Origin of the sequence: Bradyrhizobium niftali, assembly GCF_004571025.1 — a bacterium.
In the GTDB taxonomy this organism is placed as follows: Bacteria; Pseudomonadota; Alphaproteobacteria; order Rhizobiales; family Xanthobacteraceae; genus Bradyrhizobium; species Bradyrhizobium niftali.
The window spans coordinates 109,054-132,571 of sequence record NZ_SPQT01000007.1; the positions used below are offsets into that span (position 1 = coordinate 109,054).

Annotated in this window: 22 protein-coding genes; 15 read left to right on the forward strand and 7 right to left on the reverse strand. The window is 65.4% G+C overall.

Features of this window, described 5'->3' with window-relative positions; all coding sequences use genetic code 11:
• Positions 1–136 precede the first annotated feature (136 nt).
• Complete coding sequence (locus tag E4K65_RS15485; RefSeq protein WP_025576502.1) at positions 137–580, forward strand: MarR family winged helix-turn-helix transcriptional regulator; 444 nt, start codon at positions 137–139, stop codon at positions 578–580.
• A gap of 366 nt (positions 581–946) precedes the next feature.
• On the opposite strand, the gene secA is transcribed toward E4K65_RS15485, so the two are convergent.
• Positions 947–3,787 carry a preprotein translocase subunit SecA gene (secA, locus tag E4K65_RS15490; RefSeq protein WP_135174909.1) on the reverse strand — a complete coding sequence of 947 codons (2,841 nt, stop codon included), beginning with the start codon at positions 3,785–3,787 and terminating at the stop codon, positions 947–949.
• Between the two features lie 353 nt (positions 3,788–4,140).
• Between secA and E4K65_RS15495 the strand changes: the two genes are divergently transcribed.
• From E4K65_RS15495 to mutT, 3 genes are all read left to right on the forward strand, one after another.
• Positions 4,141–5,049 carry a peptidylprolyl isomerase gene (locus E4K65_RS15495; RefSeq protein WP_135174910.1) on the forward strand — a complete coding sequence of 303 codons (909 nt, stop codon included), beginning with the start codon at positions 4,141–4,143 and terminating at the stop codon, positions 5,047–5,049.
• A gap of 102 nt (positions 5,050–5,151) precedes the next feature.
• Positions 5,152–6,393, forward strand: a complete 1,242-nt coding sequence (gene argJ, locus E4K65_RS15500; protein ID WP_135174911.1) for a bifunctional glutamate N-acetyltransferase/amino-acid acetyltransferase ArgJ — start codon at positions 5,152–5,154, stop codon at positions 6,391–6,393.
• 5 nt (positions 6,394–6,398) lie between these two features.
• Positions 6,399–6,809, forward strand: coding sequence for an 8-oxo-dGTP diphosphatase MutT (gene mutT / locus E4K65_RS15505; RefSeq protein WP_135174912.1), 411 nt, complete (start codon positions 6,399–6,401; stop codon positions 6,807–6,809).
• 220 nt (positions 6,810–7,029) lie between these two features.
• On the opposite strand, the gene E4K65_RS15510 is transcribed toward mutT, so the two are convergent.
• Complete coding sequence (locus E4K65_RS15510) at positions 7,030–7,878, reverse strand: methyltransferase domain-containing protein (protein WP_135174913.1); 849 nt, start codon at positions 7,876–7,878, stop codon at positions 7,030–7,032.
• Positions 7,879–8,064: 186 nt separating this feature from the next.
• Between E4K65_RS15510 and E4K65_RS15515 the strand changes: the two genes are divergently transcribed.
• From E4K65_RS15515 to E4K65_RS15530, 4 genes are read left to right on the forward strand one after another with little or no spacing between them, the layout of a single operon-like run.
• On the forward strand, positions 8,065–8,862 hold the full coding sequence (locus E4K65_RS15515) for a ComF family protein (RefSeq protein ID WP_135174914.1): 798 nt from the start codon (positions 8,065–8,067) through the stop codon (positions 8,860–8,862).
• 47 nt (positions 8,863–8,909) lie between these two features.
• The gene (grxC, locus tag E4K65_RS15520; RefSeq protein WP_135175013.1) at positions 8,910–9,185 is read left to right on the forward strand and encodes a glutaredoxin 3; all 276 of its coding nucleotides are present in this window, start codon (positions 8,910–8,912) and stop codon (positions 9,183–9,185) included.
• Entirely contained in the window at positions 9,182–10,060 is an 879-nt protein-coding gene (locus tag E4K65_RS15525; protein WP_135174915.1) for a carbon-nitrogen hydrolase family protein, read from the forward strand. The genes grxC and E4K65_RS15525 overlap by 4 nt, the downstream gene beginning before the upstream one ends.
• Positions 10,057–10,542, forward strand: a complete 486-nt coding sequence (locus E4K65_RS15530; RefSeq protein WP_135174916.1) for a DUF1178 family protein — start codon at positions 10,057–10,059, stop codon at positions 10,540–10,542. Before E4K65_RS15525 ends, E4K65_RS15530 begins: the two co-directional genes overlap by 4 nt.
• A gap of 114 nt (positions 10,543–10,656) precedes the next feature.
• On the opposite strand, the gene E4K65_RS15535 is transcribed toward E4K65_RS15530, so the two are convergent.
• The 3 genes from E4K65_RS15535 to E4K65_RS15545 all read right to left on the reverse strand — a co-directional run bounded on the left by E4K65_RS15535 (position 10,657) and on the right by E4K65_RS15545 (position 13,126).
• Positions 10,657–11,556, reverse strand: a complete 900-nt coding sequence (locus E4K65_RS15535; protein ID WP_135174917.1) for an EamA family transporter — start codon at positions 11,554–11,556, stop codon at positions 10,657–10,659.
• Positions 11,557–11,870: 314 nt separating this feature from the next.
• Positions 11,871–12,644 carry a bifunctional 2-polyprenyl-6-hydroxyphenol methylase/3-demethylubiquinol 3-O-methyltransferase UbiG gene (ubiG, locus tag E4K65_RS15540; RefSeq protein WP_167770837.1) on the reverse strand — a complete coding sequence of 258 codons (774 nt, stop codon included), beginning with the start codon at positions 12,642–12,644 and terminating at the stop codon, positions 11,871–11,873.
• 14 nt (positions 12,645–12,658) lie between these two features.
• Positions 12,659–13,126 (reverse strand): PH domain-containing protein, encoded by a 468-nt coding sequence (locus tag E4K65_RS15545; protein ID WP_135174918.1) that lies wholly within the window; start codon positions 13,124–13,126, stop codon positions 12,659–12,661.
• 163 nt (positions 13,127–13,289) lie between these two features.
• Between E4K65_RS15545 and E4K65_RS15550 the strand changes: the two genes are divergently transcribed.
• The 5 genes from E4K65_RS15550 to E4K65_RS15570 all read left to right on the forward strand — a co-directional run bounded on the left by E4K65_RS15550 (position 13,290) and on the right by E4K65_RS15570 (position 20,386).
• Positions 13,290–14,546 (forward strand): aspartate kinase, encoded by a 1,257-nt coding sequence (locus tag E4K65_RS15550; protein WP_135174919.1) that lies wholly within the window; start codon positions 13,290–13,292, stop codon positions 14,544–14,546.
• A 287-nt stretch (positions 14,547–14,833) separates the two neighbouring features.
• Positions 14,834–17,101, forward strand: coding sequence for a phosphoenolpyruvate--protein phosphotransferase (gene ptsP, locus E4K65_RS15555; RefSeq protein ID WP_135174920.1), 2,268 nt, complete (start codon positions 14,834–14,836; stop codon positions 17,099–17,101).
• Positions 17,102–17,158: 57 nt separating this feature from the next.
• Positions 17,159–18,244, forward strand: coding sequence for a peptide chain release factor 1 (prfA, locus tag E4K65_RS15560; RefSeq protein ID WP_135174921.1), 1,086 nt, complete (start codon positions 17,159–17,161; stop codon positions 18,242–18,244).
• Positions 18,241–19,134: a peptide chain release factor N(5)-glutamine methyltransferase gene (gene prmC, locus E4K65_RS15565; RefSeq protein WP_135174922.1), complete on the forward strand. Its 894-nt coding sequence runs from the start codon at positions 18,241–18,243 to the stop codon at positions 19,132–19,134. Before prfA ends, prmC begins: the two co-directional genes overlap by 4 nt.
• 463 nt (positions 19,135–19,597) lie before the next feature.
• Positions 19,598–20,386 carry a DUF4167 domain-containing protein gene (locus E4K65_RS15570; protein WP_135174923.1) on the forward strand — a complete coding sequence of 263 codons (789 nt, stop codon included), beginning with the start codon at positions 19,598–19,600 and terminating at the stop codon, positions 20,384–20,386.
• A gap of 58 nt (positions 20,387–20,444) precedes the next feature.
• Here E4K65_RS15570 and E4K65_RS15575 read toward each other — a convergent pair whose 3' ends face one another.
• Entirely contained in the window at positions 20,445–21,185 is a 741-nt protein-coding gene (locus E4K65_RS15575; protein WP_011083053.1) for a methyltransferase domain-containing protein, read from the reverse strand.
• A 108-nt stretch (positions 21,186–21,293) separates the two neighbouring features.
• On the opposite strand from E4K65_RS15575, the gene gloB reads away from it, so the two are divergent.
• A complete protein-coding gene (gene gloB, locus E4K65_RS15580; protein WP_135174924.1) occupies positions 21,294–22,061 on the forward strand; it encodes a hydroxyacylglutathione hydrolase in 768 nt (255 codons plus the stop codon).
• 37 nt (positions 22,062–22,098) lie between these two features.
• Complete coding sequence (locus E4K65_RS15585) at positions 22,099–22,521, forward strand: cupin domain-containing protein (RefSeq protein WP_011083055.1); 423 nt, start codon at positions 22,099–22,101, stop codon at positions 22,519–22,521.
• Positions 22,522–22,636: 115 nt separating this feature from the next.
• Here E4K65_RS15585 and yddG read toward each other — a convergent pair whose 3' ends face one another.
• Positions 22,637–23,506 carry an aromatic amino acid exporter YddG gene (gene yddG, locus E4K65_RS15590; RefSeq protein ID WP_135174925.1) on the reverse strand — a complete coding sequence of 290 codons (870 nt, stop codon included), beginning with the start codon at positions 23,504–23,506 and terminating at the stop codon, positions 22,637–22,639.
• Positions 23,507–23,518 lie beyond the last annotated feature (12 nt).

Sequence of the window (23,518 nt, forward strand, 5' to 3'; positions counted from 1 at the left end):
GCGGCCGCGGCTTCCGCCCTTTTGTTGGGCAATGATCCTATTTTGAAAATATTGAATATTCAAGAATTGAAGTGCATATAGATGCAGCATTGATTGCAAGACATTCACTCATTTGGGTCAAGACGAAGTCTTAGCCGTGGCAAAACCGTCGAAAGAAAACTCTCCGATCACCGAACACCTCGCCTACCTGCTCGCGCAGGCCAACCGGGAGATCAACCGGCAGCTGGAACTGCGCTTGAGCAAGGAAGGTGTTCCCGTCGAGCAATGGCGCATCCTGAAGGTCCTGTCGGACGGCAACGGCCATTCGATGGGCGAGCTTGCGGACGCCGTGCTGCTCAACCATCCGACGCTGACCAAGATGATCGACCGCATGGTCTCCGACACGCTGGTCTATCGCGTGCAGGACCCGAACGACCGCCGCAAGGTCCTGATGTTCATCTCCGACCGCGGCAAGGTGCTGTGCAAGAAGCTCAACTCGCTCGCGGTCGACCAGGAGGAGCACATCCTGGAGAGCTACGGCGACAAGTCGACGAGCGAATTGAAGCGGCTGCTGGAGAGCTTGATCGACAGCTCGAATTGAGTCGGCGCGCAATTCAATTCCATCGTCGTCCTGGACAAGCGCAGCTCCCGACAACGCGCAGCGTTGTCTCGAGCGAGCGCAGATCCAGGACCCATTACCCCAAGAGCAGGCTTGACGAAGACTCGTGGTTGCCAGCGTCGCGCCGCGACTTCTCCCTGGGGTAATGGGTCCTGGCTTTCGCCAGGACGACGATGTGGGACTAGTTGAGCGCTACATACTCAACCGTCATCGCCCGCGCGATCCAGTATTCCAGAAACAATGGTGATTGAACCGAGAAGCCGCGGCGTACTGGGTCGCCCGGTCAAGCCGGGCGACGACAGTGGAGATTGAGGCGCCGGTGTTGCGCCTCACAAGTACATTCAGGCCTTACGCATACCGCCCGTGGCAGTGCTTGTACTTCTTGCCCGAGCCGCACGGGCAGTCCTCGTTGCGTCCGATCTTGCCCCAGGAGGCCGGGTTCTTCGGATCGCGCTGGGCGGCGTCGGAGGCCGGCGCGCCGAGCGTGACGCTGGCGAGCGCCATCTCGTCCTCGCCGGTGTTGGGGTCGAACTTGTGCGCTTCCATCGGCGGCAGCACCGGGGCTTCCTGCTCCGGCGGGACGATCTCGACGCGCATCAGTTGCGCGGTGACGGCCTCGCGCAGGTGCGCGCTCATCTCCTGGAAGAGATTGAAGGCCTCGGTCTTGTACTCCTGGAGCGGATCGCGCTGGCCGTAGCCACGCAAGCCGATGACCTGGCGCAGATGGTCCAGCATGATCAGGTGCTCGCGCCAGAGATGGTCGAGCGTCTGGAGCAAGATGGTCTTCTCGACGTAACGCATCACGTCGGGGCCCCATTGCGCGACCTTGGCGGCCATGTGCTCGTCGGCGCGGGTCTCGATGCGGTTGAGCAGCTCCTCGTCGGCGATGCCCTCTTCCTTGGCCCATTCATCGACCGGCAGGTCGAGATCGAGCACGCGCTTGAGCTCTTCCTTGAGGCCGGCGACGTCCCACTGCTCGGCATAGGCATGCTCGGGCACGTGCTTGGCGACGAGGTCGTCGATGAAGGCATGGCGCATGTCGGTGACGGTCTCGGCGACGCTGTCGTCCTTCATCAGGTCGACGCGCTGGTCGAAGATCACCTTGCGCTGGTCGTTCTGGACGTTGTCGAACTTGAGCAGGTTCTTGCGGATGTCGAAGTTGCGGGCCTCGACCTTCTGCTGCGCCTTCTCCAGGGCCTTGTTGATCCAGGGATGGATGATGGCCTCGCCCTCTTGCAGGCCGAGACGCTGGAGCATGCTGTCGAGGCGATCCGAGCCGAAGATGCGCATCAGATCGTCTTCCAGCGACAGGAAGAACTTTGAGCGGCCGGGGTCGCCCTGACGGCCGGAACGGCCGCGCAGCTGGTTGTCGATGCGGCGGGATTCGTGACGCTCGGAGCCCATGATGTAGAGGCCACCCGGCTTCGTCACGGTCTTGGCCGGCTTTGAGCCCTTCGCCGGCTCGATCTCGACGACCTCTTCCGCCTTCAGCACGATCTCGCGGAAGCGCTCGACGTCGGCCTTGATCTGCTCGATCTTCCTGGCCTTCTCGGCCTCGTCCTCGATGCCCGCGGTCTCCTTCGGGATGCGCATATCGAGCGAGCCGCCGAGCTTGATGTCGGTGCCGCGGCCGGCCATGTTGGTCGCGATCGTGATCGCGCCGGGAACGCCGGCTTCGGCGACGATATAGGCTTCCTGCTCGTGGAAGCGCGCGTTCAGCACCGCAAACAGCTTTGCCGGCTTGCCCGCGCGGGCCGCTGCGTAAAGCTTGTCGAGCGCGTTCTCCTTGCCGAAATCGATCTGCTTGTAGCCGTTCTTCTTGAGGAACTCGGCGAGCACTTCCGACTTCTCGATCGACGCCGTGCCGACCAGCACCGGCTGCAGCCGCGAATTGGCGCGCTCGATCTCGGCGAGGATGGCCGAATATTTTTCCTGGTGGGTGCGATAGACCTCGTCGTCCTCATCCAGGCGGCCGACCGGCACGTTGGTCGGGATCTCGACGACTTCGAGCTTGTAAATGTCGAAGAGTTCGTCGGCTTCGGTCAACGCCGTACCGGTCATGCCCGCAAGCTTCTCGTACATGCGGAAGTAATTCTGGAACGTGATCGAGGCCAGCGTCTGGTTCTCGGGCTGAACCTGGACGTGCTCCTTGGCTTCCAGCGCCTGATGCAGGCCTTCCGAATAGCGCCGGCCGGCCATCATGCGGCCGGTGAACTCGTCGATGATGACGACCTCGTCGTCGCGGACGATGTAGTCCTTGTCGCGAGTGAACAGCGTGTGGGCGCGCAGCGCCTGGTTGATGTGATGCACGACGGAGACGTTCTCGACGTCGTAGAGCGACTCGCCCTTGAGCTGGCCGGCGTCGCGCAGCAGCGTCTCGATCTTCTCCATGCCGGCTTCGGTCAGCGTCACCGTGCGCTGCTTCTCGTCGACGTCGTAGTCGGTCTTGTCGAGCTTGGGCAGGAACCCATCGATGGTGTTGTAGAAGTCGGAGCGGTCGTCGAGCGGACCGGAGATGATCAGCGGCGTGCGCGCCTCGTCGATCAGGATGGAGTCGACTTCGTCGACGATCGCGTAGAAGTGCGGTCGCTGGACCATGTCCTCGAGCCGGTACTTCATGTTGTCGCGCAGATAGTCGAAGCCGTATTCGTTGTTGGTGCCGTAGGTGATGTCGCACGCATAGGCCGCCTTGCGCTCGGCATCGTCGAGACCATGGACGATCACGCCGGTGGTCATGCCGAGGAAGCTGTAGATCTGGCCCATCCAGCCGGAGTCGCGGCGGGCGAGATAGTCGTTGACCGTGACGACGTGGATGCCCTTGCCGGCGAGCGCGTTGAGATAGACCGCCAGCGTCGCCACCAGCGTCTTGCCTTCGCCGGTCTTCATCTCGGCGATGTCGCCCTCGTGCAGCACCATGCCGCCGATGAGCTGGACGTCGAAATGGCGCTGGCCGAGCGTGCGCTTGGCGGCCTCACGCACGGTGGCGAAGGCGGGCACCAGCAGATCGTCCAAGGTCTTGCCCTCGGCGAGCTGCTTCTTGAAGTCCGCGGTGCGGGCCTTGAGCTCCTCGTCGGAGAGCTTGATGAGCTCGGGCTCCAGCGCGTTGATCGCGTTGACGCGGGACTGATATCCCTTCACCCGCCGGTCGTTGGCGGAGCCGAAAAATTTGCGGGCGAGCGCGCCGATCATGCCTAGTTCCTGTGTTCGCGATTTAACCGCGTTGCAGCCAAGAAGTTGTCACCCGCCTGCCTATCAACTCACCGTGACGCCTGATGGCGCCAGAGCCCGGACTGCGGGGGTCATCCGCCATATGGGTGGGAATTGGGCAAGTCTCGGTTCAACGGCCAAAAACGCAGCAAAATAAACGCCATCGCCATGGTCGCGACCGGGCAGAGATATGGCCCGGTCAGGGCCTTGTCAACGGCGGGCGCATTGCGGCTAATTCATCATTTTGACAGACTTTTCGCGTTGCCAAGCCCCCCTGAATTGGGCGAGTGTCCGCCCCGCTCGAGCAGCCCCCTGCTTCAACATAAGGATTTTCCATGACCACCTCGTTCCCGGTAACCAAAACCGGCCTGCGCTTCGGGCTTGCCACCGCCCTCGTGGGCTGCCTTGCGCTGGCGCTGATCGCGGGTCCCGGCCGGGCTGCCGACGATCCGGTCCTGGCGAAGGTCAATGGCGCGGAAATCAAGAAGAGCGACGTGGCCATGGCCGAGGAGGAACTCGGGCCGAGCCTTGCCCAGATGGACCCGGCGACCAAGGACGAGAACGTCCTGTCCTTCCTGATCGACATGAAAATCGTCAGCAAGGCTGCCGAAGACAAGAAGGTCGCCGACGGCGAGGAGTTCAAGAAGCGCCTGGCGTTCGCCCGCAACCGCCTCCTGATGGACAGCCTGCTCGCCAACGAGGGCAAGGCCGCCACCACCCCCGACGCCATGAAGAAGGTCTACGAGGAGGCCTCCAAGCAGATCACCGGCGAGCAGGAGGTGCGCGCCCGCCACATCCTGGTCGAGACCGAGGACGAGGCCAAGGCGGTGAAGGCCGAGCTCGACAAGGGCGCCGATTTCGCCGAGCTCGCCAAGAAGAAGTCGAAGGATCCGGGCTCCGCCGACGGCGGCGACCTCGGCTTCTTCACCAAGGAGCAGATGGTGCCGGAATTCTCGACGGTGGCCTTCGCGCTGGAGCCGGGCAAGATCTCCGACCCCGTGAAGTCGCAGTTCGGCTGGCACATCATCAAGGTCGAGGAAAAGCGCAGCCGCAAGGCGCCGGACTTCGAGCAGGTCAAGGCCCAGATCGAGCAGTACGTCACCCGCAAGGCCCAGGCCGACTACGTCGCCAAACTGCGCACGGAAGCCAAGGTCGAGCGGCTGGACCAGCCGGCGGCGGACGCGAAGCCGGCCGACGCGGCCAAGCCCTCCGACAGCAAGATGGCGCCCCCTGCGAAGAAGTAAGAATTCGCTGTCACTTCACGGACGCCAATAGTATCTAACGTCGAGATGGCCGGGCAAATGCCCGGCCATCTGCATATCCAGACCTCACCAAGGCGCCCCGCGATGTCCTCCTCCGTCTCTCCCCTCGCCCCGAAACACGTTCCCGACATGCCCGTGATCGCGGGCGTCCGCCTTGCGACGGCCGAGGCCGGCATCCGCTACAAGAACCGCACCGACGTACTGCTGGCGGTGATGGACAAGGGCACCGCGGTAGCCGGCGTCTTCACCAGGTCGAAATGCCCGTCCGCGCCGGTGGAATGGTGCCGCGCCAAGCTGAAGGGCGGCAAGGCGCGCGCCCTGGTCGTCAATTCCGGCAATGCCAACGCCTTCACCGGCAAGACCGGGCGCAGCTCCACCGCGCTGACCGCCAAGATCGCGGCCAAGGCCGTCGGGTGCAGCGAGAGCGAGATCTTCCTGGCCTCGACCGGCGTGATCGGCGAGCCGCTGGACGCGACCAAGTTCGACGGCGTGCTGGGCCGGCTGGCCGAGACCGCCGAGCCCGGCGACTATCTCGCCGCGGCCAAGGCGATCATGACCACCGACACCTTCCCCAAGGTCGCGACCGCGACCGTCAAGCTCGGCAAGGCCAAGGTCACAATCAACGGCATGGCCAAGGGCGCCGGCATGATCGCGCCCGACATGGCGACGATGCTGTCGTTCATCTTCACCGACGCGCCGATCGCGCCGGCCGCCCTGCAGGCGCTGCTCAAGAGCGGCGTCGAGGACACCTTCAACGCGGTGACGATCGACGGCGACACCTCGACCTCGGACACGCTGCTGGCCTTCGCGACGGGCGCTGCCGCCGAGCACGGCGCGCCCAAAATCAGCCGCGCCAGCGATCCCAGGTTGAAGGCCTTCGTCAAGGCCTTCAACCAGGTGCTCGCCAACCTCGCCGAGCAGGTTGCCCGCGACGGCGAAGGCGCGCGCAAGCTGGTCGAGATCACGGTCGAAGGCGCCAAGACCAAGGCGTCGGCGCGCAAGATCGCGATGTCGATTGCGAACTCGCCGCTGGTGAAGACCGCGATCGCCGGCGAGGACGCCAACTGGGGCCGCGTGGTGATGGCCGTCGGCAAGGCCGGCGAGCCGGCCGATCGCGACAAGCTCTCGATCTCCTTCAACGGCATCCGCGTCGCCAAGAGCGGCGCGCGCGATCCTGACTACGACGAAGCGCAGGTGTCGGAGGCGATGAAGGCGCCGGAAATCGCGATCAAGGTCTCGCTCGGCCTCGGCAAGGGCCGCGACCGCGTCATGACCTGCGACCTCACCAAGGAGTATGTCGCGATCAACGGGGATTACAGGTCATAGTCTCCATGACCACTCTCAAGCTCACACTGGTGGTGGCCTGCGCGCTTGTCGACGCCGACAAGCGCGTCCTGATCGCGCAGCGCCCCGAAGGCAAGTCGCTGGCCGGCCTCTGGGAATTTCCCGGTGGCAAGCTCGAGCCCGGCGAGCGGCCGGAGCAGAGCCTGATCCGCGAGCTGCATGAAGAGCTCGGCATTACCGTCGCCGAGCCGTGCCTGGCGCCGCTGACCTTCGCGAGTTACGGCTACGAGACCTTCCACCTGTTGATGCCGCTCTATATCTGCCGGCGCTGGGAGGGGATGGTCACCGCACGCGAGGGCCAGACTCTCGCCTGGGTCCGTGCCAACAAGCTGCGCGACTACCCGATGCCGCCCGCGGACATTCCGCTGATCCCGCATTTGATTGATTTGCTGATGTGAGGTCGAGGCGCTCAGCGCGTCTCAATCTCCATTGTCGTCCCGGACAAGCGCGCCCAAAGCGCGCGCAGATCCGGGACCCATAACCACAGGGTCATGTTGTCGAGGAAGTAGTCACTCCGAGTCGTGACAACAACTACTTCCTGTGGTTATGGGTCCCGGCCTTCGCCGGGACGACATCGAATTCTTGGGCGGCGGTCTCGGCAATGACGGAGAAAACGATTCAGCTCTCCCCCGCCTTCTTCACCGCCTCCGCCAGACTCGCCTTCGCCGACCCCGGCTTGAGCGGCTGCTGCTGGCTTGCATGCGGGGCCCAGCCGGAGAGCCAGATGATGTCGAACGTCGCGCGGATGCGGCCGTCGGCATCGGCGAAGCGCTCGGCATAGATTTCGGCCATCCGCAGCAGCGTCGCGCGCCGGCTCGGCGTGCGGCGGCGTTCGATCAGCACATTGGCCGCGCCCATGCGCCTGATATCCTGCATCAGCACAAAGGCATTGGCATAGCGCACCACGACGCGATCGACGTCAGTGACCGGCAGCGCAAAGCCCGCACGCTGCAACAGCGCGCCGATGTCGCGCAGATCGGCGAACGGCACGACGCGCGGAGACACCCCGCCCTCGCATTCGGCTTCGGCGGCAGCAAAAGCCTGCCGCAGCTCGGTCAGGCTATCACCGCCGATCATCGCGGCCAGCAGCAAGCCATCCGGCTTCAGCGCACGACGGACCTGCGCCAGCACGCCCGGCAGGTCGTTGACGAATTGCAGCGCAAGCGCCGAGACGACGAGATCGAGGCTGTCGGGCGTGAAGGGCAGCTTCTCCTCGCCGGTTTCGCCAAGTGCAATCCGCTGAAGTGACGGCAGCCGCGCGCGCAAGGCGGCGAGGCCCTCACCGGGCGTCCAGAGATCGGCCGGAGCGTGAAACTCCCGCATCACCGCGGCGAGCCGGTCGGACATGTCCTCGGCGACGCGATCGAGCAGGAAGCTCACCGCGCCTTGTGCCTGCGCACGGCGCTGCCGCGCGTGCAGCAAGGCACGATCGAACAAAGCGGGCGGGGTTTGCGGGGTCTGAGCCATGCCGCTGGTTACGCCGATCAAGCTCCTTCTGGCAATCGCTCTCGTGACCCGGCTCTGCGCAGCAGCGCTCTTAGCGCTGCTGCGCAGAGCCGGGTCCCATGCATCGGAGCACTCGGCGCGTTGCGCTGCGTCCGGGGCACGAGAGCGTGGCTTGAGCCCACGCCGACGTAACGCTAGCCTTCCCCCATGGAAGCCGACGCCGCCCCTTCCCGTTCCATCACTGCCCCTCTGCGTGCCGCATGGACGGCCGGCCGTCACGCGCTGGCGCGCGCGGCACGGCTGACGCTCGACATTGCGCTGCCGACCTTGTGCGTGTCCTGCCGTGAGCCGGTCGATGGCGAGGGCGCTTGCGCGGCCTGCTGGGCGCGACTGTCGTTCATTGAACGGCCCTATTGCCCGCGCCTTGGCATCCCCTTCGTCTATGACCCCGGCCCGGACATGCTGTCGATGGAGGCGATCGCGAGCCCGCCGGCCTACCAGCGCGCGCGAGCAGCCGTGCGTTATGACGACGTTGCGCGCACGCTGGTGCATGCGCTGAAATACCAGGACCGCACCGATCTGGCGCCCGCCATGGGCCGCTGGATGGCGCGTGCGGGCGGCGAGCTGCTCACCGGGGCCGACATGCTGATTCCCGTGCCCTTGCATTGGCGAAGGGCCTGGCGGCGACGCTACAACCAGTCCGGAGCGCTGGCGCGAAGCATCGAGCGGCAGAGCGGCGTCAAGGTCCGCGGCGAGGTGCTGCGCCGGGTGCGCGCCACCGAGCAGCAGATCGGCCTGTCGCGGGCCCAGCGCGCCACCAATGTGCAGGGCGCATTCCAGGTATCCCCCGACCGTCAGGCCGAGGTGCAGGGCCGCCGTATCGTCCTGATCGACGACGTCCTGACGTCTGGGGCGACGCTGGAGGCCTGCGCCCGTGCCTTGCTGCGGGCCAAAGCGGCCCAGGTGGACGTGCTGGTCTTTGCCCGGGTTGTGGAGACCCGGTAAAGTCCCATATAATTCAATGAATTCATGACATGAGAGCGCCAGACGACATGACCGCTGCTGTCGAGATCTACACCAGGCCGGGCTGCGGCTATTGTTCCGCGGCCAAATCGCTGCTGACCCGCAAGAAGGCGACCTTCGCGGAGTTCGACGTCGCCAAGAACCCGTCCTGGCGCGACGAGATGTACGACCGCGCCGGCGAGGGCTCGACCTTCCCGCAGATCTGGATCGGCGGCAGCCATGTCGGCGGCTGCGACGACCTCTACGCGCTCGACCGCGAGGGCAAGCTCGACGGCATGCTCGAAAGCGTGAAGGCTGAATCATGAGCGACAACAGGACCTTCACCGCCGCGATGGTGCAGATGCGCACCGGCCTGATGCCCGAGCCCAGCCTCGCGCAGGCCACCAGGCTGATCCGGCAGGCTGCGGCCAACGGCGCCGACTACGTGCAGACGCCCGAAGTCAGCAACATGATGCAGCTCAACCGCAAGGCGCTGTTCGAGCACCTCCAGAGCGAAGAGAACGACACCTCGCTGAGGGCTTATCGCGCGCTCGCGGCGGAGCTGAAGATCCACATCCATGTCGGCTCGCTGGCATTGCGTTTCTCGGATGAAAAAGCGGTCAACCGCTCGTTCCTGATCGGGCCCGAGGGCGATGTGCTCGCGAGCTACGACAAGATCCACATGTTCGACATCGAGCTGCCGGACGGCGAGAGCTATCGCGAATCCGCCAATTACCAGCCGGGCGAGACCGCCGTGATCTCCGACCTGCCCTGGGGCCGGGTCGGGCTGACGATCTGCTACGACGTGCGCTTCCCCGCGCTCTACCGCGCGCTGGCCGAGAGTGGTGCGTACTTCATCACCGTGCCCTCGGCCTTCACGCGCAAGACCGGCGAGGCGCATTGGCACGTGCTGCTGCGTTCGCGCGCGATCGAGACCGGCTGCTTCATCTTCGCCGCCGCGCAGGCCGGCCTGCACGAGAACAAGCGCGAGACCTATGGCCACTCGCTGATCATCGACCCCTGGGGCGAGATCCTCGCCGAAGGCGATGTCGAGCCCGGCATCATCATGGCTAAGATCGATCCGGCCAAGGTCGAGACCGCCCGCCGCGCGATCCCCTCGCTCCAGCACGGCCGTCGCTTCGGCGTCGCCGACCCCAAGGCCGGGCCGGATCATCTGCATCTGGTACGGGGATCGGCATGATCCGCTACGCGCTTCACTGCGACCGCAACCACGCATTCGAAAGCTGGTTCCAGAGCTCGTCGGCCTACGATTCGCAGGTGAAGCGCAAGCTCGTGACCTGCCCGATCTGCGGCTCGGCCAAGGTCGAGAAGGCGATCATGGCCCCGCGCATCGTCGGCAAGAAAGGCCGCGGGCCCGCCACGCCTCCGCCGGAGCCCGCTGCCGCAACCGCCACGCCCGAGGCCGCACCGTCAGGACCGACCTCCCTGATGATGGCACAGGAGCGCGAGCTGCGCGCCAAGCTCAAGGAGCTGCGCGACCACATCGTCAAGAACGCCGACAATGTCGGCGAGCGCTTCCCCAACGAAGCCCGCGCGATGCATTATGGCGACAAGGAGCACCGCCCGATCTACGGCGAGGCCTCGCCCGAAGAGGCCAAGTCGCTGATCGACGAAGGTATCGAGGTCTCACCGCTGCCGACGCTGCCGGAAGACAGGAATTGACGCGCGAAGCGCGTCATCTCGGGATGGTCCGCAGGACCATGCCTCAGATGCGCAATTGCGCATCGGGGGATCTCGAGAGTCCGGGTTGGCCCTTCGGGCGCCCCGGAATGACGACTACACCCCCACCAGCACCGCCACGCCGACCACGATCAGCGCGATGCCAAAGATCTCGCGTGGCGCGATCGGCTGCTTGAACGAGTAGTACGCCACGCCTTGTGCGAACAGCACCTCGATGAGGGCGAGCGTGCGGACATTCGCGGCCGCGGTCAGCGCGAACGCCAGGAACCAGAACTGTGAGGAGAAGGCGCCCATGAAGCCGGCGAACAGCGACGGCTTCCACAGGCCAAGGATCGCCTGCAGGATCTTGGGCGCGCGCCAGAGCAGGTAGATCGTCAGAATCAGAGTCTGCACGAACAGGCCCAGCACCAGCGTGAAGGACGCCGCCGTCACGAAGGACACGTTCGGCACCGTGATGATCGCGCCGCGGAAGCCGACCGCGGACAGCGCGAACGCCGCGGCCGCCACAAGCCCCAAAATAGTCGGCTTCAGCTCGGCAAAGCTTTTCTCACCGCCGGGTCGCAGCGCCGTGATGACGACGCCGACGGTCGCAACCACGATCGCCAGTACCTTCAGCAAGGTGAGATGATCGCCGAGGAAGACGAAGCCGAAGATCGCAGTCTGGATCGCCTCGGTCTTGAGGTAAGCCGTCGTCACCACAAAGGAGCGGTCGTTCATCGCGAGCAGCATCAGGCCCGTGGCGACGATCTGGCTGAGCGCCCCTAACAGCAACCAGGGCCAGAACACCGACGGCGGCATGCCGAGATGATCGCCGGTCGTGACCAGCACGACGCCAAGAAACAGCAGCGAGAACGGAAAGCCAAACAGGAAGCGGATATTGGTCGCGCCCCACGTCCCCAGCGGCTTCGTCAGCGAGCGCTGCATCGCATTGCGCGCGACCTGCCCGAGCGCGGCAATGACGGTGAAGGGAATCCAGAGGCTGGTGATGGTGAGCATGGGGGAGCGGGTGGGGGTTAAAGCGGGGAAGGACCGCAGCCAACCTGCAGCCAGCGTCGAGGCTGGTCAATTACGCGGATGTCATGGGTGCGATGCTCTCGCAACAAACTCAGTGTCGTCCCGGCCTAGTGCGCAATTGCGCACGGGGGGCCGGGACCCATAACCACAGGATTTGGTTTGGCGAAGACTCGTGGTTGCCAGCGCCGCGCGACAACCGCTCCCTGGGGGTATGGGTCCCGGCCTTCGCCGGGACGACACCTCTGGTGTTGCTGGAGCGAGCCCCTTACGAACGCCTCAGCCGCAACTGGCAGCCCTCACACCATCCCTTCCGCCACCACCATGTAGTTCACGTCCATGTCGGAGGAGAGGGTCCATTTGTCGGCGAAGGGGCTGTAGACGACGCCGGTCTGCTCGGTGATGACGAGGCGGTTGTCGAGCAGGTATTTCGTCAGCTCGTCCGGGGTGACGAACTTGTTCCATTCGTGGGTGCCGCGCGGCAGCCAGCGCAGGACGTATTCGGCGCCGACGATGGCGAGCGCAAAGCTCTTCCAGTTCCGGTTCAGCGTCGAGACCACCATCAGCCCGTTCGGCTTCAGCATCGCGGCGCAGCGCTTGAGGAAAACGCCGACATCGACGACGTGCTCGACCACCTCCATCGCCAGCACGATGTCGAAGCGCTCGCGCGGGTCGATCTCCTCCACCGTGGTGCAGCGGTAGTCGATCGCAAGATGGCTCTTGTCGGCATGCAGTTTTGCAGCCGCAATATTGCTCTGCGAGGGATCGACGCCGATGACCTGCGCCCCTAGCCGTGACAGCGGCTCACAGAGCAGGCCGGCGCCACAGCCGATGTCGAGCACGCGCAGGCCGCCGAGACAGTTGAGGCTGCGCACGTTGCGCTCGAACTTGCGGCAGGCGGCGTCGCGGATGTAGCCGAGCCGCAGCGGGTTGATCCGGTGCAGCGGCGCCATCTTGCCCTTGGGGTCCCACCACTCCGCCGAGAGTTTTGAGAATTTCGCGATCTCGGCGGCGTCGACGGTCGAGCCCGTTGGGGCGCTTGCGGTTGCGGAAGTATTTTGCTGCATGCTCATGGTTACGCGCGGTCCTACCGCGTGGTGATCGAACTACGGAAGGCGAGCGGCGAGGCGATGGTCCTGATCGTCTCGATCCCCTCGCCGACACCGCGAATGGTCACGTCGCCGTAGTTGAGAATTCGTCCAAGAATCGTCTGATCGACGTCGACGCTCTCGACCTTGTCCAGCGCCATCTCGAACGTGCGGCGCTTGATGAAGCCGGTCTTGTGCACAACCCTGAGGTTGGTGACGTCGGTCTCGGTGGTGAAGCGATGGAACCAGCCCTTCACGGTCCAATAGAGGGCCGCCAAAGCCACGAGGCCGGAGCCGACAAGGCAGAGCAGGACGAGCCCTTCGACGATGGTTTGCCGGGACAGGACGAACAGCGCCAGGGCCAGGATCCAGGCCACGATGGCCGGAAAATAGAAGATCCAGTGCGCATTGGTCGAATACAGCACCTTCTCGCCGGGCTGAAGAATCTCGTCGATATAGCGCGCCATGATCCCGGTTAACCCATTACCCCCAAGCCAGACCTCGAGCCTGCCCCCGCAGGAACCCGCTTGCCCCCGGCCCCGCCGCTATGTATACGCGCGGTCGGTGTCCGCGAGGCCCGTCCAGTGCGGGTCACCATACTGATCCTTATGAGGGAATGCACGCGTCGTCATGAGCCGCCTCGTGATGAAATTCGGCGGCACATCCGTCGCCAACATCGAACGCATCCGCAACGTCGCACGCCATGTGAAGCGTGAGGTCGACGCCGGCCACGAAGTGGCCGTGGTCGTCTCGGCGATGTCGGGCAAAACCAACGAGCTGGTGGCCTGGTGCACCGAGGCCTCGCCGATGCACGATGCGCGCGAATACGACGCCGTCGTCGCCTCCGGCGAACAGGTGACGTCCGGCCTCCTCGCCATCGTGCTCCAGAGCATGGGTATCCAGGCCCGCTCCTGGCAGGGCTGGCAGATCCCGATCAAGACCAGCGACGCCCATGCCTCGGCCCGGATCGAGGACATCGACGGCGGCGAGATCATCAAGCGCTTTAGGGATCGCAAGGAAGTCGCGGTCATCGCCGGCTTCCAGGGCATCAACCCCGAGACGAACCGGATCACCACGCTCGGCCGTGGCGGCTCCGACACCTCGGCGGTGGCGATCGCCGCCGCCGTCAAGGCCGACCGCTGCGACATCTACACCGACGTCGACGGCGTCTACACCACCGACCCGCGAATCGTGCCGAAGGCCAAGAGGCTCGACAAGATCGCGTTCGAAGACATGCTGGAACTGGCCTCGCAGGGCGCGAAAGTGCTCCAGGTTCGCTCGGTGGAACTCGGCATGGTCCACAACATGCCGATCTTCGTCCGCTCGAGCTTCGACAAGCCCGAGGATATCGACCCGCATGCCAACCAGCCGCCCGGCACGCTGATCTGCAGCGAGGAGGAGATCATGGAAAGCCACGTCGTCACCGGCATCGCCTTTTCGAAGGACGAAGCCCAGATTTCGGTGCGCCAGATCGAGGACAAGCCGGGCGTCGCCGCGTCGATCTTCGGCCCGCTGGCGGATGCCAACATCAATGTCGACATGATCGTGCAGGGCGTCTCCGAGGACGGCAAGACCACCGACCTCACCTTCACGGTGCCGGCCGCCGACTACACCCGCGCCAGGGACACGATTACCGCCGCCAAGGGCAAGATCGGCTATGCCCGGCTCGATACCGCCACCGACGTCGCCAAGATATCGGTAATCGGCAGCGGCATGCGCAGCCATGCCGGCGTCGCCGCCCAGGCGTTCTCGGCCCTCGCCGGACGGAATATCAACATCCGGGCCATCACAACCTCCGAGATCAAATTCTCGGTTCTGATCGACACCGCCTATACCGAGCTTGCGGTGCGGACCCTGCACACGCTCTACGGCCTCGATCAGGCTTAGGCTAATTTTCTCTTAGCGGTCGCAGCAAACGCGAAGGTGTACACACCTTCGCGTCTGGCAGGCGTTTTGCTTGGCAAAACAAGCCCCAATTCGCTATACGGCGAACAGGGTGGGCTGCCACATACTGTGCCCCAGTTGAGGCGGTGCTGATTCGGTTCAGGCGCCAAATCTGAAGAAGATTTGGACCCGGGCCGGCGCCGGATGAGCAAATTCGTTGTTTTTCTGGATTTTCGGGCGAGCCGCCGGGGCCCCTTTCGGGCCCGGCTGACGGAGGAGACTGAGGGTACATGCGGAGCGCGTCGGGAGGTCCCCGCGTCTTGTTGAGACGGCTCCGCGAAACCATGGCGGAGCAGGTCTCGGCCCAGGAGCGGCTGGACAAGATCGTGGTGCTGATCGCCGCCAACATGGTGGCCGAGGTGTGCTCGGTCTATGTGCTGCGCGTCGACAACACGCTCGAGCTCTACGCCACCGAAGGTCTCAACCGCGAGGCTGTGCATCACACCGTGCTCAGCGCCCATGAGGGCCTGGTCGGTCTCGTCGCCAGCGAGGCGACGCCGCTCAACCTCAGCGATGCTCAGAGCCATCCGGCCTTCTCGTTCCGCCCCGAGACAGGCGAAGAAATCTACCACTCCTTCCTCGGCGTGCCGATCCTGCGCGCCGGCAACACGCTCGGCGTGCTGGTGGTGCAGAACCGCGCCAAGCGCAATTATGTCGAGGAAGAGCTCGAGGCGCTGCAGACCACCGCGATGGTGCTGGCCGAGCTGATCGCTTCCGGCGAGCTGTCGGCGCTGGCCCAGCCGGGCCTAGAACCTGCCGCCCGCCATTCGGCGCAGAAGGTCGGCGCGATCCTGTCGGAAGGCATCGCGCTCGGCCATGTCGTGCTGCACGAGCCGCGCGTCGTCATCAAGGACTACATCGCCGAGGACCTGCCGAAGGAAATCAAGCGGCTCGACACCGCGCTCGCCAAGCTGCGCGCCGATCTCGACCGCATGCTGGAGCGCGGCGACGTCGCCGAGGGCGGCGAGCACCGCGAGGTGCTGGAAGCCTACCGCATGTTCGCCAACGACCAGGGCTGGTCGCACAAGCTGCACGAGGCGGTCGCGACCGGCCTCACGGCGGAAGCCGCCGTCGAGCGCGTGCAGTCCGACACCCGCGCGCGCATGCTGCGCTCGACCGATCCCTATTTGCGCGACCGGCTGCACGATCTCGAGGACCTCGGCTACCGCCTGATGCGGCAGCTGGTCGGCCAGGACCACGCGCCGTCACGCGAACAATTGCCCGACAACGCCATCGTCATCGCCCGCGCGATGGGCCCGGCGGCGCTGCTCGACTACGACCGCAAGCGCCTGCGCGGCATCGTGTTGGAGGAAGGCACCGCCAACTCGCACGTCTCGATCGTGGCGCGCGCGCTCGGAATCCCTGCGGTCGGCGAGGTGCCGAACGCGCCCGGAATCGCCGATCCCGGCGATGCCATCATCGTCGACGGCACGTCGGGCTCGATCTATGTGCGCCCCTCGCAGGAGATCGAGGCGGCCTTCGCCGAGCGCGTGCGCTTCCGCGCCCGCCGCCAGGCGCAGTACCTCGCGCTGCGCGACCGGCCCTGCGTCACCAAGGACGGCCAGAAGGTCGAGCTGATGATCAACGCAGGTCTCGCCATCGACCTGCCGCATATCGAGGACACCGGCAGCGCCGGCATCGGCCTGTTCCGCACCGAGCTGCAATTCATGGTCGGCCAGAGCCTGCCGCGCACCAGCGACCAGCTCGCGCTCTATCGCACCGTGCTGGATGCGGCGGGCCCCAAGCCCGTCACCTTCCGCACGCTCGACATCGGCGGCGACAAGGCGCTGCCCTATATGGAAGCGGTGATCGAGGAAAATCCGGCGCTCGGCTGGCGCGCGATCCGGCTCGGGCTCGACCGCCCCGGCCTGCTGCGCGGCCAGATCCGCGCGCTGCTGCGCGCCGGCGGCGGCCGCGCGCTGCGCATCATGTTCCCGATGATCTCGGAGGTCGCCGAGTTCGATTCGGCGAAGGCGCTGGTCGAGCGCGAGCTCACCTATCTGCGCCAGCATGGCCACACGCTGCCCGAACGCATCGACATCGGCACCATGGTCGAGGTGCCGGCGCTGCTGTATCAGCTCGACGAGCTGCTGAAGAAGGTCGATTTCATCTCGGTCGGCTCCAACGATCTGTTCCAGTTCCTGTTCGCGGTCGACCGCGGCAATGCCAAGGTCTCCGAGCGCTTCGACACCATGTCGGCGCCGATCCTGCGCGCGCTCCGCGACATTGCCCGCAAGTCCCATGCGGCGCAGAAGTCGCTGTCGCTCTGCGGCGAGATGGCCTCCAAGCCGATCGGCGCGCTGGCGCTGATCGCGATGGGCTATCGCTCGCTGTCGCTGTCGGCGACCGCGCTCGGCCCGGTCAAGGCGATGGTGATCGATCTCGATGCCAAGAAAGCCGAGGCGATGCTCGGCCCGTTGCTGGACGCGCCAAGCGGCAGCGTCTCGATCCGGCAGAAGCTGACGGAATTTGCCGAGGCCGAAGGCCTGGCCTTGTAGCGGGCCTGTCGCCCGCGTCCGCCGCCTCGCCGCCTTCCGCCATTTGAGACTTACCCGATGTCGTCACTCCCTGAAGCCAAACTGGACGTCCTGCTCGCGCATCACGCTTCGCTCGAGGCCGAATCGCTCGGACAGCTCGCCTCCGAGCGCTACGTGCAGATCACGCGCGAGCTCGCCGAGATCACACCGCTGATCGAGGCGGTCAAGACTTACCGGTCCGCGGTTAAAGAACTCGCCGACACCGAGGCGCTGATCGCCGATCCCGCGACGGATGCGGAGATGCGCGGCATGGCGGAAGCCGAGCGCGACGAGCTGGCTCCAAGGATCGAGGATCTCGTCCAGAAGATCCGCGTCGCGCTGCTGCCCAAGGACGCCATGGACGACCGCAACGTGGTGCTGGAAATCCGCGCCGGCACCGGCGGCGACGAGGCCTCGCTGTTCGCCGGCGACCTGTTCCGGATGTACGAGCGCTTCGCGAGCCTGCAGGGCTGGAAGGTCGAGGTCATCTCGGCGAGCGAAGGCACCGTCGGTGGCTACAAGGAAATCATCGCGGAGGTGCAGGGCCGCGGCGCGTTCTCCAAGCTGAAGTTCGAATCCGGCGTGCACCGGGTGCAGCGGGTGCCCGACACCGAGACGCAAGGGCGCATCCACACCTCGGCCGCCACCGTCGCGGTGCTGCCCGAGGTCGAGGATGTCGACGTCGAGATCAAGAACGACGATCTGCGCATCGAGACCATGCGCGCGCAGGGCGCCGGCGGCCAGCACGTCAACAAGACCGAATCGGCGATCCGCATCACCCACATCCCGACCGGCATCGTGGTGATGATGCAGGACAGCCGCTCGCAGCACAAGAACCGCGCCTCGGCCATGAACATCCTGCGCTCGCGCATCTACGACGCCGAGCGGCAACGCGTCGATGCGGCGCGCTCGGCCGAGCGCAAGGAAAAGGTCGGCTCCGGCGACCGCAGCGAGCGCATCCGCACCTATAATTTCCCGCAAGGGCGCGTCACCGACCACCGCATCAATCTGACGCTCTACAAGCTGCCGCAGGTGATCGCGGGGGAAGCGCTCGGCGAATTGACCGACGCGCTGACCACCGAGCACCAGGCTGCACAGCTCGCCGCGCAAGGCGCGGCGGCGTGACGCCCCGCGTGAGCGACCGCTTCACCGGACAATCGGTCGAGAGCGCACGGCGCGCACTGGCGGCGCAACTGCGATCGGCGCAGCTCGACGAGGCCGAGCTCGACGCCCGCATCCTGCTTGGCGCTGCGCTCGGCCTCGATCTCACCGGCCTGATGACACAGGCCGCCCGGCTCCTCACGGAAGGGGAGGCCTTGCGGCTCGCGCAGCATGCGCAACGCCGGATCGCGGGCGAGCCGGTGGCGCGCATTCTCGGCACGCGCGAATTCTGGGGCCTGCCGTTCCGCCTGTCGGAAGCAACCCTGGTCCCACGCCCCGACACCGAAACGGTGGTCGAGCGTGCGCTCGAACTTTTCCGCGAGCAGAAGGCAATCCACCAGCCACGCATCGCCGACATCGGCACCGGATCCGGCGCGATCCTGCTGGCGCTGTTGCACGATATTCCCGGCGCCTTCGGCGTCGGCACCGATCTCAGCCCGAACGCGCTCGAGACCGCCAGGGGCAATGCCGCAGCCCTCGGCCTTGCCGACCGCTCCGCCTTCGTCGCCTGCTCCTATCTGGCGGCGCTTCGTGGCCCGTTCGACCTCATCGTGTCGAACCCGCCCTATATCCCCTCCGCCGAAATTCCGAAATTGAGCGTCGAGGTGCGCGAGCACGATCCGCACCTGGCGCTCGACGGCGGCAATGACGGATATGACGCCTACCGCGCCCTGATCCCGCTGGCGGCCGAGCGTCTCGCGCCCGGCGGAGCGCTGATCGTCGAGGCCGGACAGGGCCAGGCCCGAAATATTGAAACCCTGATGACGGCAGCGGCGTTAGTGGTGGACAGGCCAGCCAAGGCCGATTTGGCGGGTATCCCGCGGGCCGTTTCGGCCCGAAAAATGCCCCCATAAAAGCCGGATTGGCCTGCAAAAACCTCTTGGAATATCCCTTGGGACCGACTACCTTCTACTCAACACATCGGTGTCGGCCCCGTACACCTACGGGCGAAAGCCGGGCTCTCGAGCGAGAGCTTCACTGATTTTAGGTTCCAAGCCGCAGGTCCTGTTAAGCGCGATGGCCCATTGAGGTGCGCAGCTTTCCGACCGCAAAGTGAACGAAAGCCTGATATTGCGCGCGAAGACTAACGCAAGAAACCAGGGCTTGTTTTGGCAGGCAAAATGAATGGGTTCGCTGGCGATGAATGCTGGCGGGTGGGGAACGCGTCTTTGTTGAACGCGACGGTCGACGAACATTGGCAGGGTTCAAGCCGCTTCTCGCGCGCGAGCGACAGGAGCGATGTGAACCGCTGTCATCAGGTCACTCCTAGCAATCAGTAATGCGTGCAACCTTTAGGGCTGGAATTAAAGGCAGGACATGAGAAACGGTCAGAACAAGCAGCGGATGCGCAACCGCAACAACAACAACAATAACAACAACCGGCGCGGCCAGAACCCGATGACCCGGGTCTACGAGTCCAACGGACCCGATATCAAGATCCGCGGCACGGCTTCGCATATCGCTGAAAAGTATCTCCAGCTCGCGCGCGACGCGCGCTCCTCGGGCGATCCCGTTGCAGCCGAGAACTACTACCAGCACGCCGAGCATTATTTCCGGCTGATCGCGGCCGCCCAGGAGCAGTTCCGCCAGAACCAGCAGCCGCGCGGCGACGAGCCCATCAGCAGCAATAGCGACGACGGCGAAGACGACGGCGAGAATTTCTCGAATTTCGGCCAGGAGCCGGGCTTCGTCCCGCAGCCGCAACAGCAGCAGCCATTCATGCGCGACCGCGACGGCCAGCGCGATCATCAGCAGCGTGATCACCAGCAGCGCGACAACCAGCCGTCGTACCAGCGCGACAACCAGCAGCCGCGCGAGCACCGCGAACGCGACCATCGTCCGCAGCCGCCGCAATATCAGCCGCAGCCAATGCCGCCGAACCAGCCGCAGCCCGTCATCGCCGATGCCGGCAGCGTCGATCGCCTGCCCTCCTTCATCACCGGCGCGCAGCCGCAAGTGAATGTTGGCGGTCAGGGCGGCTTCGAGGGCGGTGGTGGTGGTGGCGGCGAGCGCTTTCCGCGCCGGCGGCGCCGGCCGCATGGCCCCCGCCCCGAGCGCGAAGCCGCTCCGGCCGCGTCCAGCGACGATCTGGCGCCCGGCGAGTAAGCTTCTTCTGATTTTCTGATCTGCATCGTCCCGGCCCCCGCGCCGGGACGATTTGTTTTCAGCTGCGCGTCACCGTCGAGGACGGCACCAGCACCGGCTTCAACGATGGAATCAGCCGCGCCCGCTCGCGCTTGGCGGGGATCGCGCGATAGACCTGCTTGGTGGCCTCGACGATGTGCACGCCGGCAAAGGGCAGCGACAGCGCCGCCCCGGCGCGCTCCCACATCTGCGCCGATTTCAGCACCCAGCCGCCGGCATAGGGCGGCATGAACAGCGCCTCGCCCCATGCGGTCGGCGTGAACCAGGTCTGCCGCAGCAGATCGGTGATCTGCGAGCGCGAATAGGGCCGGCCGTGGCCGAACGGCGTATTGTCGCTGCGCGTCCACACGCCGCGCCGGTTCGGGATCACCGCGATGACGCGGCCGGACGGCGACAGCACGCGCCACACCTCGCGCAGCAGCGCAGCCGGGTCGTCCGACATCTCCAGCGCGTGGACCAGCAGGATGCGGTCGACCGCGGAATCGGGAAGCGGCAGCGAGAATTCATCCACCAGCGAGGCCAGCGCCGGCCGCCCCGTAGGCCATTTCAGGACGCCCTGGGCTGCCGGCATGAAGGCGAGGCAGCGCTCGGCGTCCTCGCGGAACAGCCCGAGATAGGGCGTGGGATAGCCGATGCCGAGCACGCGCTGGCCCTCGGCGCGCGGCCAGCGCTCCCTGATGCCGCGATTGATCATTTGCCGCGCCACAATCCCGAGGCGACGGGAATAGAACTCGCGGAGGTCGACGACGTCGATGCTCATGACGGCAATGTAACATGCGCAAGGCCGCGGCTGCGCGCCGAATATTGCATTGCCTGCGCAACGTTAACGCCATATTTGTCTGCCGGGGCTGAGCGCGAAGGAGATGTCATGGCTGCCGAAATTCGTACTTTCAGCTGTTTAAACGACAATTTCGGTTACCTGATCCACGATGTGGAAACCAAGGCGACGGCGTCGATCGACGCGCCGGAGGCCGGCCCCATCCTGAAGGCGCTGGAGCGCGAAGGCTGGCAGCTCACCGACATCCTGATCACCCATCATCACGGCGATCATGTCGGCGGGGTCGCCGAACTCAAGCAGAAATATAATTGCCGCGTCGTCGCGCCGCACGACCAGACCACGAAAATCGCCAACGTCGACCTGCGCGTGGCCAATGCCGACGTGGTCAAGATCGGCAACCTGCTGGCGCGCGTCGTGGAGACGCCCGGCCACACGCTCGACCACATCTCCTACGTGTTCGACACCGAGAAGACGGTGTTCGCCGCCGACACGCTGTTCTCGATCGGCTGCGGCCGCGTCTTCGAGGGCACCTACCCGATGATGTGGGATTCGCTGTTGAAGCTGCGAGCCCTGCCCGACGATTTCAAGCTCTATTGCGGCCACGAATACACCGCCTCCAACGTCAAGTTCGCGCTCAGCGTCGATCCCGACAATGCGGCGCTCCAGGCGCGCGCGGCGGAGGTGACCAGGCTCCGCGCCGAGAACAAGCCCACGATACCCTCACTGCTTGGTGACGAGAAGCGAGCAAACGTGTTCCTGCGCGCCGATGACCCTGCAGTCGCAGCCAGGCTACACATGAAGGGTGCGGATGCCGCCGCGGTGTTCGGCGAGCTGCGCGAGCGCAAGAACAAATCCTGAAGAAGAAGTCCTGAAGAGCAAATCCTGACGGGGATCGATGCCGACCGCAGCCGAGATCATCGCGCGCCTTGAACTCCGACCGCACCCCGAAGGCGGGCACTATCGCGAGACGTTTCGCGACCAGACCACGGACGCCAACGGACGTTCGCGCTCGACCCTCATTTACTTCCTGCTTGCGCGCGGCGAACGCTCGCACTGGCACCGGATCGATGCGGTCGAGATCTGGCATTATTATGCCGGCAGTCCGCTGATGCTGCGCATCGCGCATGAGGGCTGCTCCCAGCACGAGGTCCGCCTCGGCACGGATCTCGTGAGCGGCGAACGACCGCAGGCCATCGTGCCGGCCGATGCATGGCAGATGGCCGAGACAACCGGTGAATGGACACTGGTCGGCTGCACCGTCGCGCCGGCCTTCGAGTTCGCGAAGTTCGAGCTCGCGCCGAAGGGCTGGGAGCCGTAGCTCCACACCGTCATTCCGGGGCGCCGCGCAAACGGCGAACCCGGAATCTATCTCGCCACCATAGACGCGGATAAATGGATTCCGGGTTCGCACGTCGTGCGCCCCGGAATCACAGTCACCGCTTCCTGAGCACCATGTCCTTTGCCGCGATCAGGCCGCCGCCGGCGATCAAGACCGCGGCGATGGCGATGTTGGCACTGGCCTTGGCGAAGCCGGCGGCGATGAGGAAGCCGGTCGACAATAGCGGCGTCGCATAGGAGGCAGCGCCGAGCACGCGGATGTCGCCGCGCTTCATGCCGATGTCCCAGGCGTAGAACGCGGCACCGACGGGGCCGATGCCGAGCGCGACGACCGAAAGCCACTGCACCGTGGTCTCGGGCCACACGGTGGTTTCGAGCACACCGTGCATCAGTGCGGCGAGCACTGATGTGGCGAGACAGAAACCCGCGACCGCATCGGTCGGCACCGCCTTCAATCGGCGCGACAGCACCGAATAGGTTGCCCACACGAAGGCGGCGATGAAGGCCGCGATCAACCCCGGCACCGCCCCCGGCGCAAAGCCGGAGGTATTGCCGGCGAACAGCAGCACAGTGCCGACGAGGCCGAGTACGGCGCCGACGATGTGATGCACGGCCAGCCGCTCGCCCGGCAGGAACGACGAGAACAGCACGATCAGCAGCGGCCAGAGATAGTTGAGCAGACCGGCTTCAGCCGGCGGCGCGAAGCGCAGCGCGAGGAAATACAGCGCGTGATAGCCGAACAGCCCACCGACGCCGACCACCCACACGACCAATGGCTGGCGCAGGCTTTTCGCCGCCTCGCCACGGCCGATCCAGGTGAGGAGGCCGACGAGGCCGCCGATCGCGAAGGTCATCGCGGCGAGCTGGAACGCCGGGATCTTTCCGGTCGCCACCGTCATCACTGACAGCAGTGACCACATCAGGATCGCGGTCAATCCGATCAGCGTCGCGGTGCGGGGAGTCATCGGCCACTACTT

Coding starts and splice junctions, on each gene's coding strand:
- secA (WP_135174909.1), bottom strand. CDS start 3,787: ATGATCGGCGCGCTCGCCCGCAAATTTTTCGGCTCCGCCAACGACCGG.
- E4K65_RS15495 (WP_135174910.1), top strand. CDS start 4,141: ATGACCACCTCGTTCCCGGTAACCAAAACCGGCCTGCGCTTCGGGCTT.
- argJ (WP_135174911.1), top strand. CDS start 5,152: ATGTCCTCCTCCGTCTCTCCCCTCGCCCCGAAACACGTTCCCGACATG.
- mutT (WP_135174912.1), top strand. CDS start 6,399: ATGACCACTCTCAAGCTCACACTGGTGGTGGCCTGCGCGCTTGTCGAC.
- E4K65_RS15510 (WP_135174913.1), bottom strand. CDS start 7,878: ATGGCTCAGACCCCGCAAACCCCGCCCGCTTTGTTCGATCGTGCCTTG.
- E4K65_RS15515 (WP_135174914.1), top strand. CDS start 8,065: ATGGAAGCCGACGCCGCCCCTTCCCGTTCCATCACTGCCCCTCTGCGT.
- grxC (WP_135175013.1), top strand. CDS start 8,910: ATGACCGCTGCTGTCGAGATCTACACCAGGCCGGGCTGCGGCTATTGT.
- E4K65_RS15525 (WP_135174915.1), top strand. CDS start 9,182: ATGAGCGACAACAGGACCTTCACCGCCGCGATGGTGCAGATGCGCACC.
- E4K65_RS15530 (WP_135174916.1), top strand. CDS start 10,057: ATGATCCGCTACGCGCTTCACTGCGACCGCAACCACGCATTCGAAAGC.
- E4K65_RS15535 (WP_135174917.1), bottom strand. CDS start 11,556: ATGCTCACCATCACCAGCCTCTGGATTCCCTTCACCGTCATTGCCGCG.
- ubiG (WP_167770837.1), bottom strand. CDS start 12,644: ATGAGCATGCAGCAAAATACTTCCGCAACCGCAAGCGCCCCAACGGGC.
- E4K65_RS15545 (WP_135174918.1), bottom strand. CDS start 13,126: ATGGCGCGCTATATCGACGAGATTCTTCAGCCCGGCGAGAAGGTGCTG.
- E4K65_RS15550 (WP_135174919.1), top strand. CDS start 13,290: ATGAGCCGCCTCGTGATGAAATTCGGCGGCACATCCGTCGCCAACATC.
- ptsP (WP_135174920.1), top strand. CDS start 14,834: ATGCGGAGCGCGTCGGGAGGTCCCCGCGTCTTGTTGAGACGGCTCCGC.
- prfA (WP_135174921.1), top strand. CDS start 17,159: ATGTCGTCACTCCCTGAAGCCAAACTGGACGTCCTGCTCGCGCATCAC.
- E4K65_RS15570 (WP_135174923.1), top strand. CDS start 19,598: ATGAGAAACGGTCAGAACAAGCAGCGGATGCGCAACCGCAACAACAAC.
- E4K65_RS15575 (WP_011083053.1), bottom strand. CDS start 21,185: ATGAGCATCGACGTCGTCGACCTCCGCGAGTTCTATTCCCGTCGCCTC.
- gloB (WP_135174924.1), top strand. CDS start 21,294: ATGGCTGCCGAAATTCGTACTTTCAGCTGTTTAAACGACAATTTCGGT.
- E4K65_RS15585 (WP_011083055.1), top strand. CDS start 22,099: ATGCCGACCGCAGCCGAGATCATCGCGCGCCTTGAACTCCGACCGCAC.
- yddG (WP_135174925.1), bottom strand. CDS start 23,506: ATGACTCCCCGCACCGCGACGCTGATCGGATTGACCGCGATCCTGATG.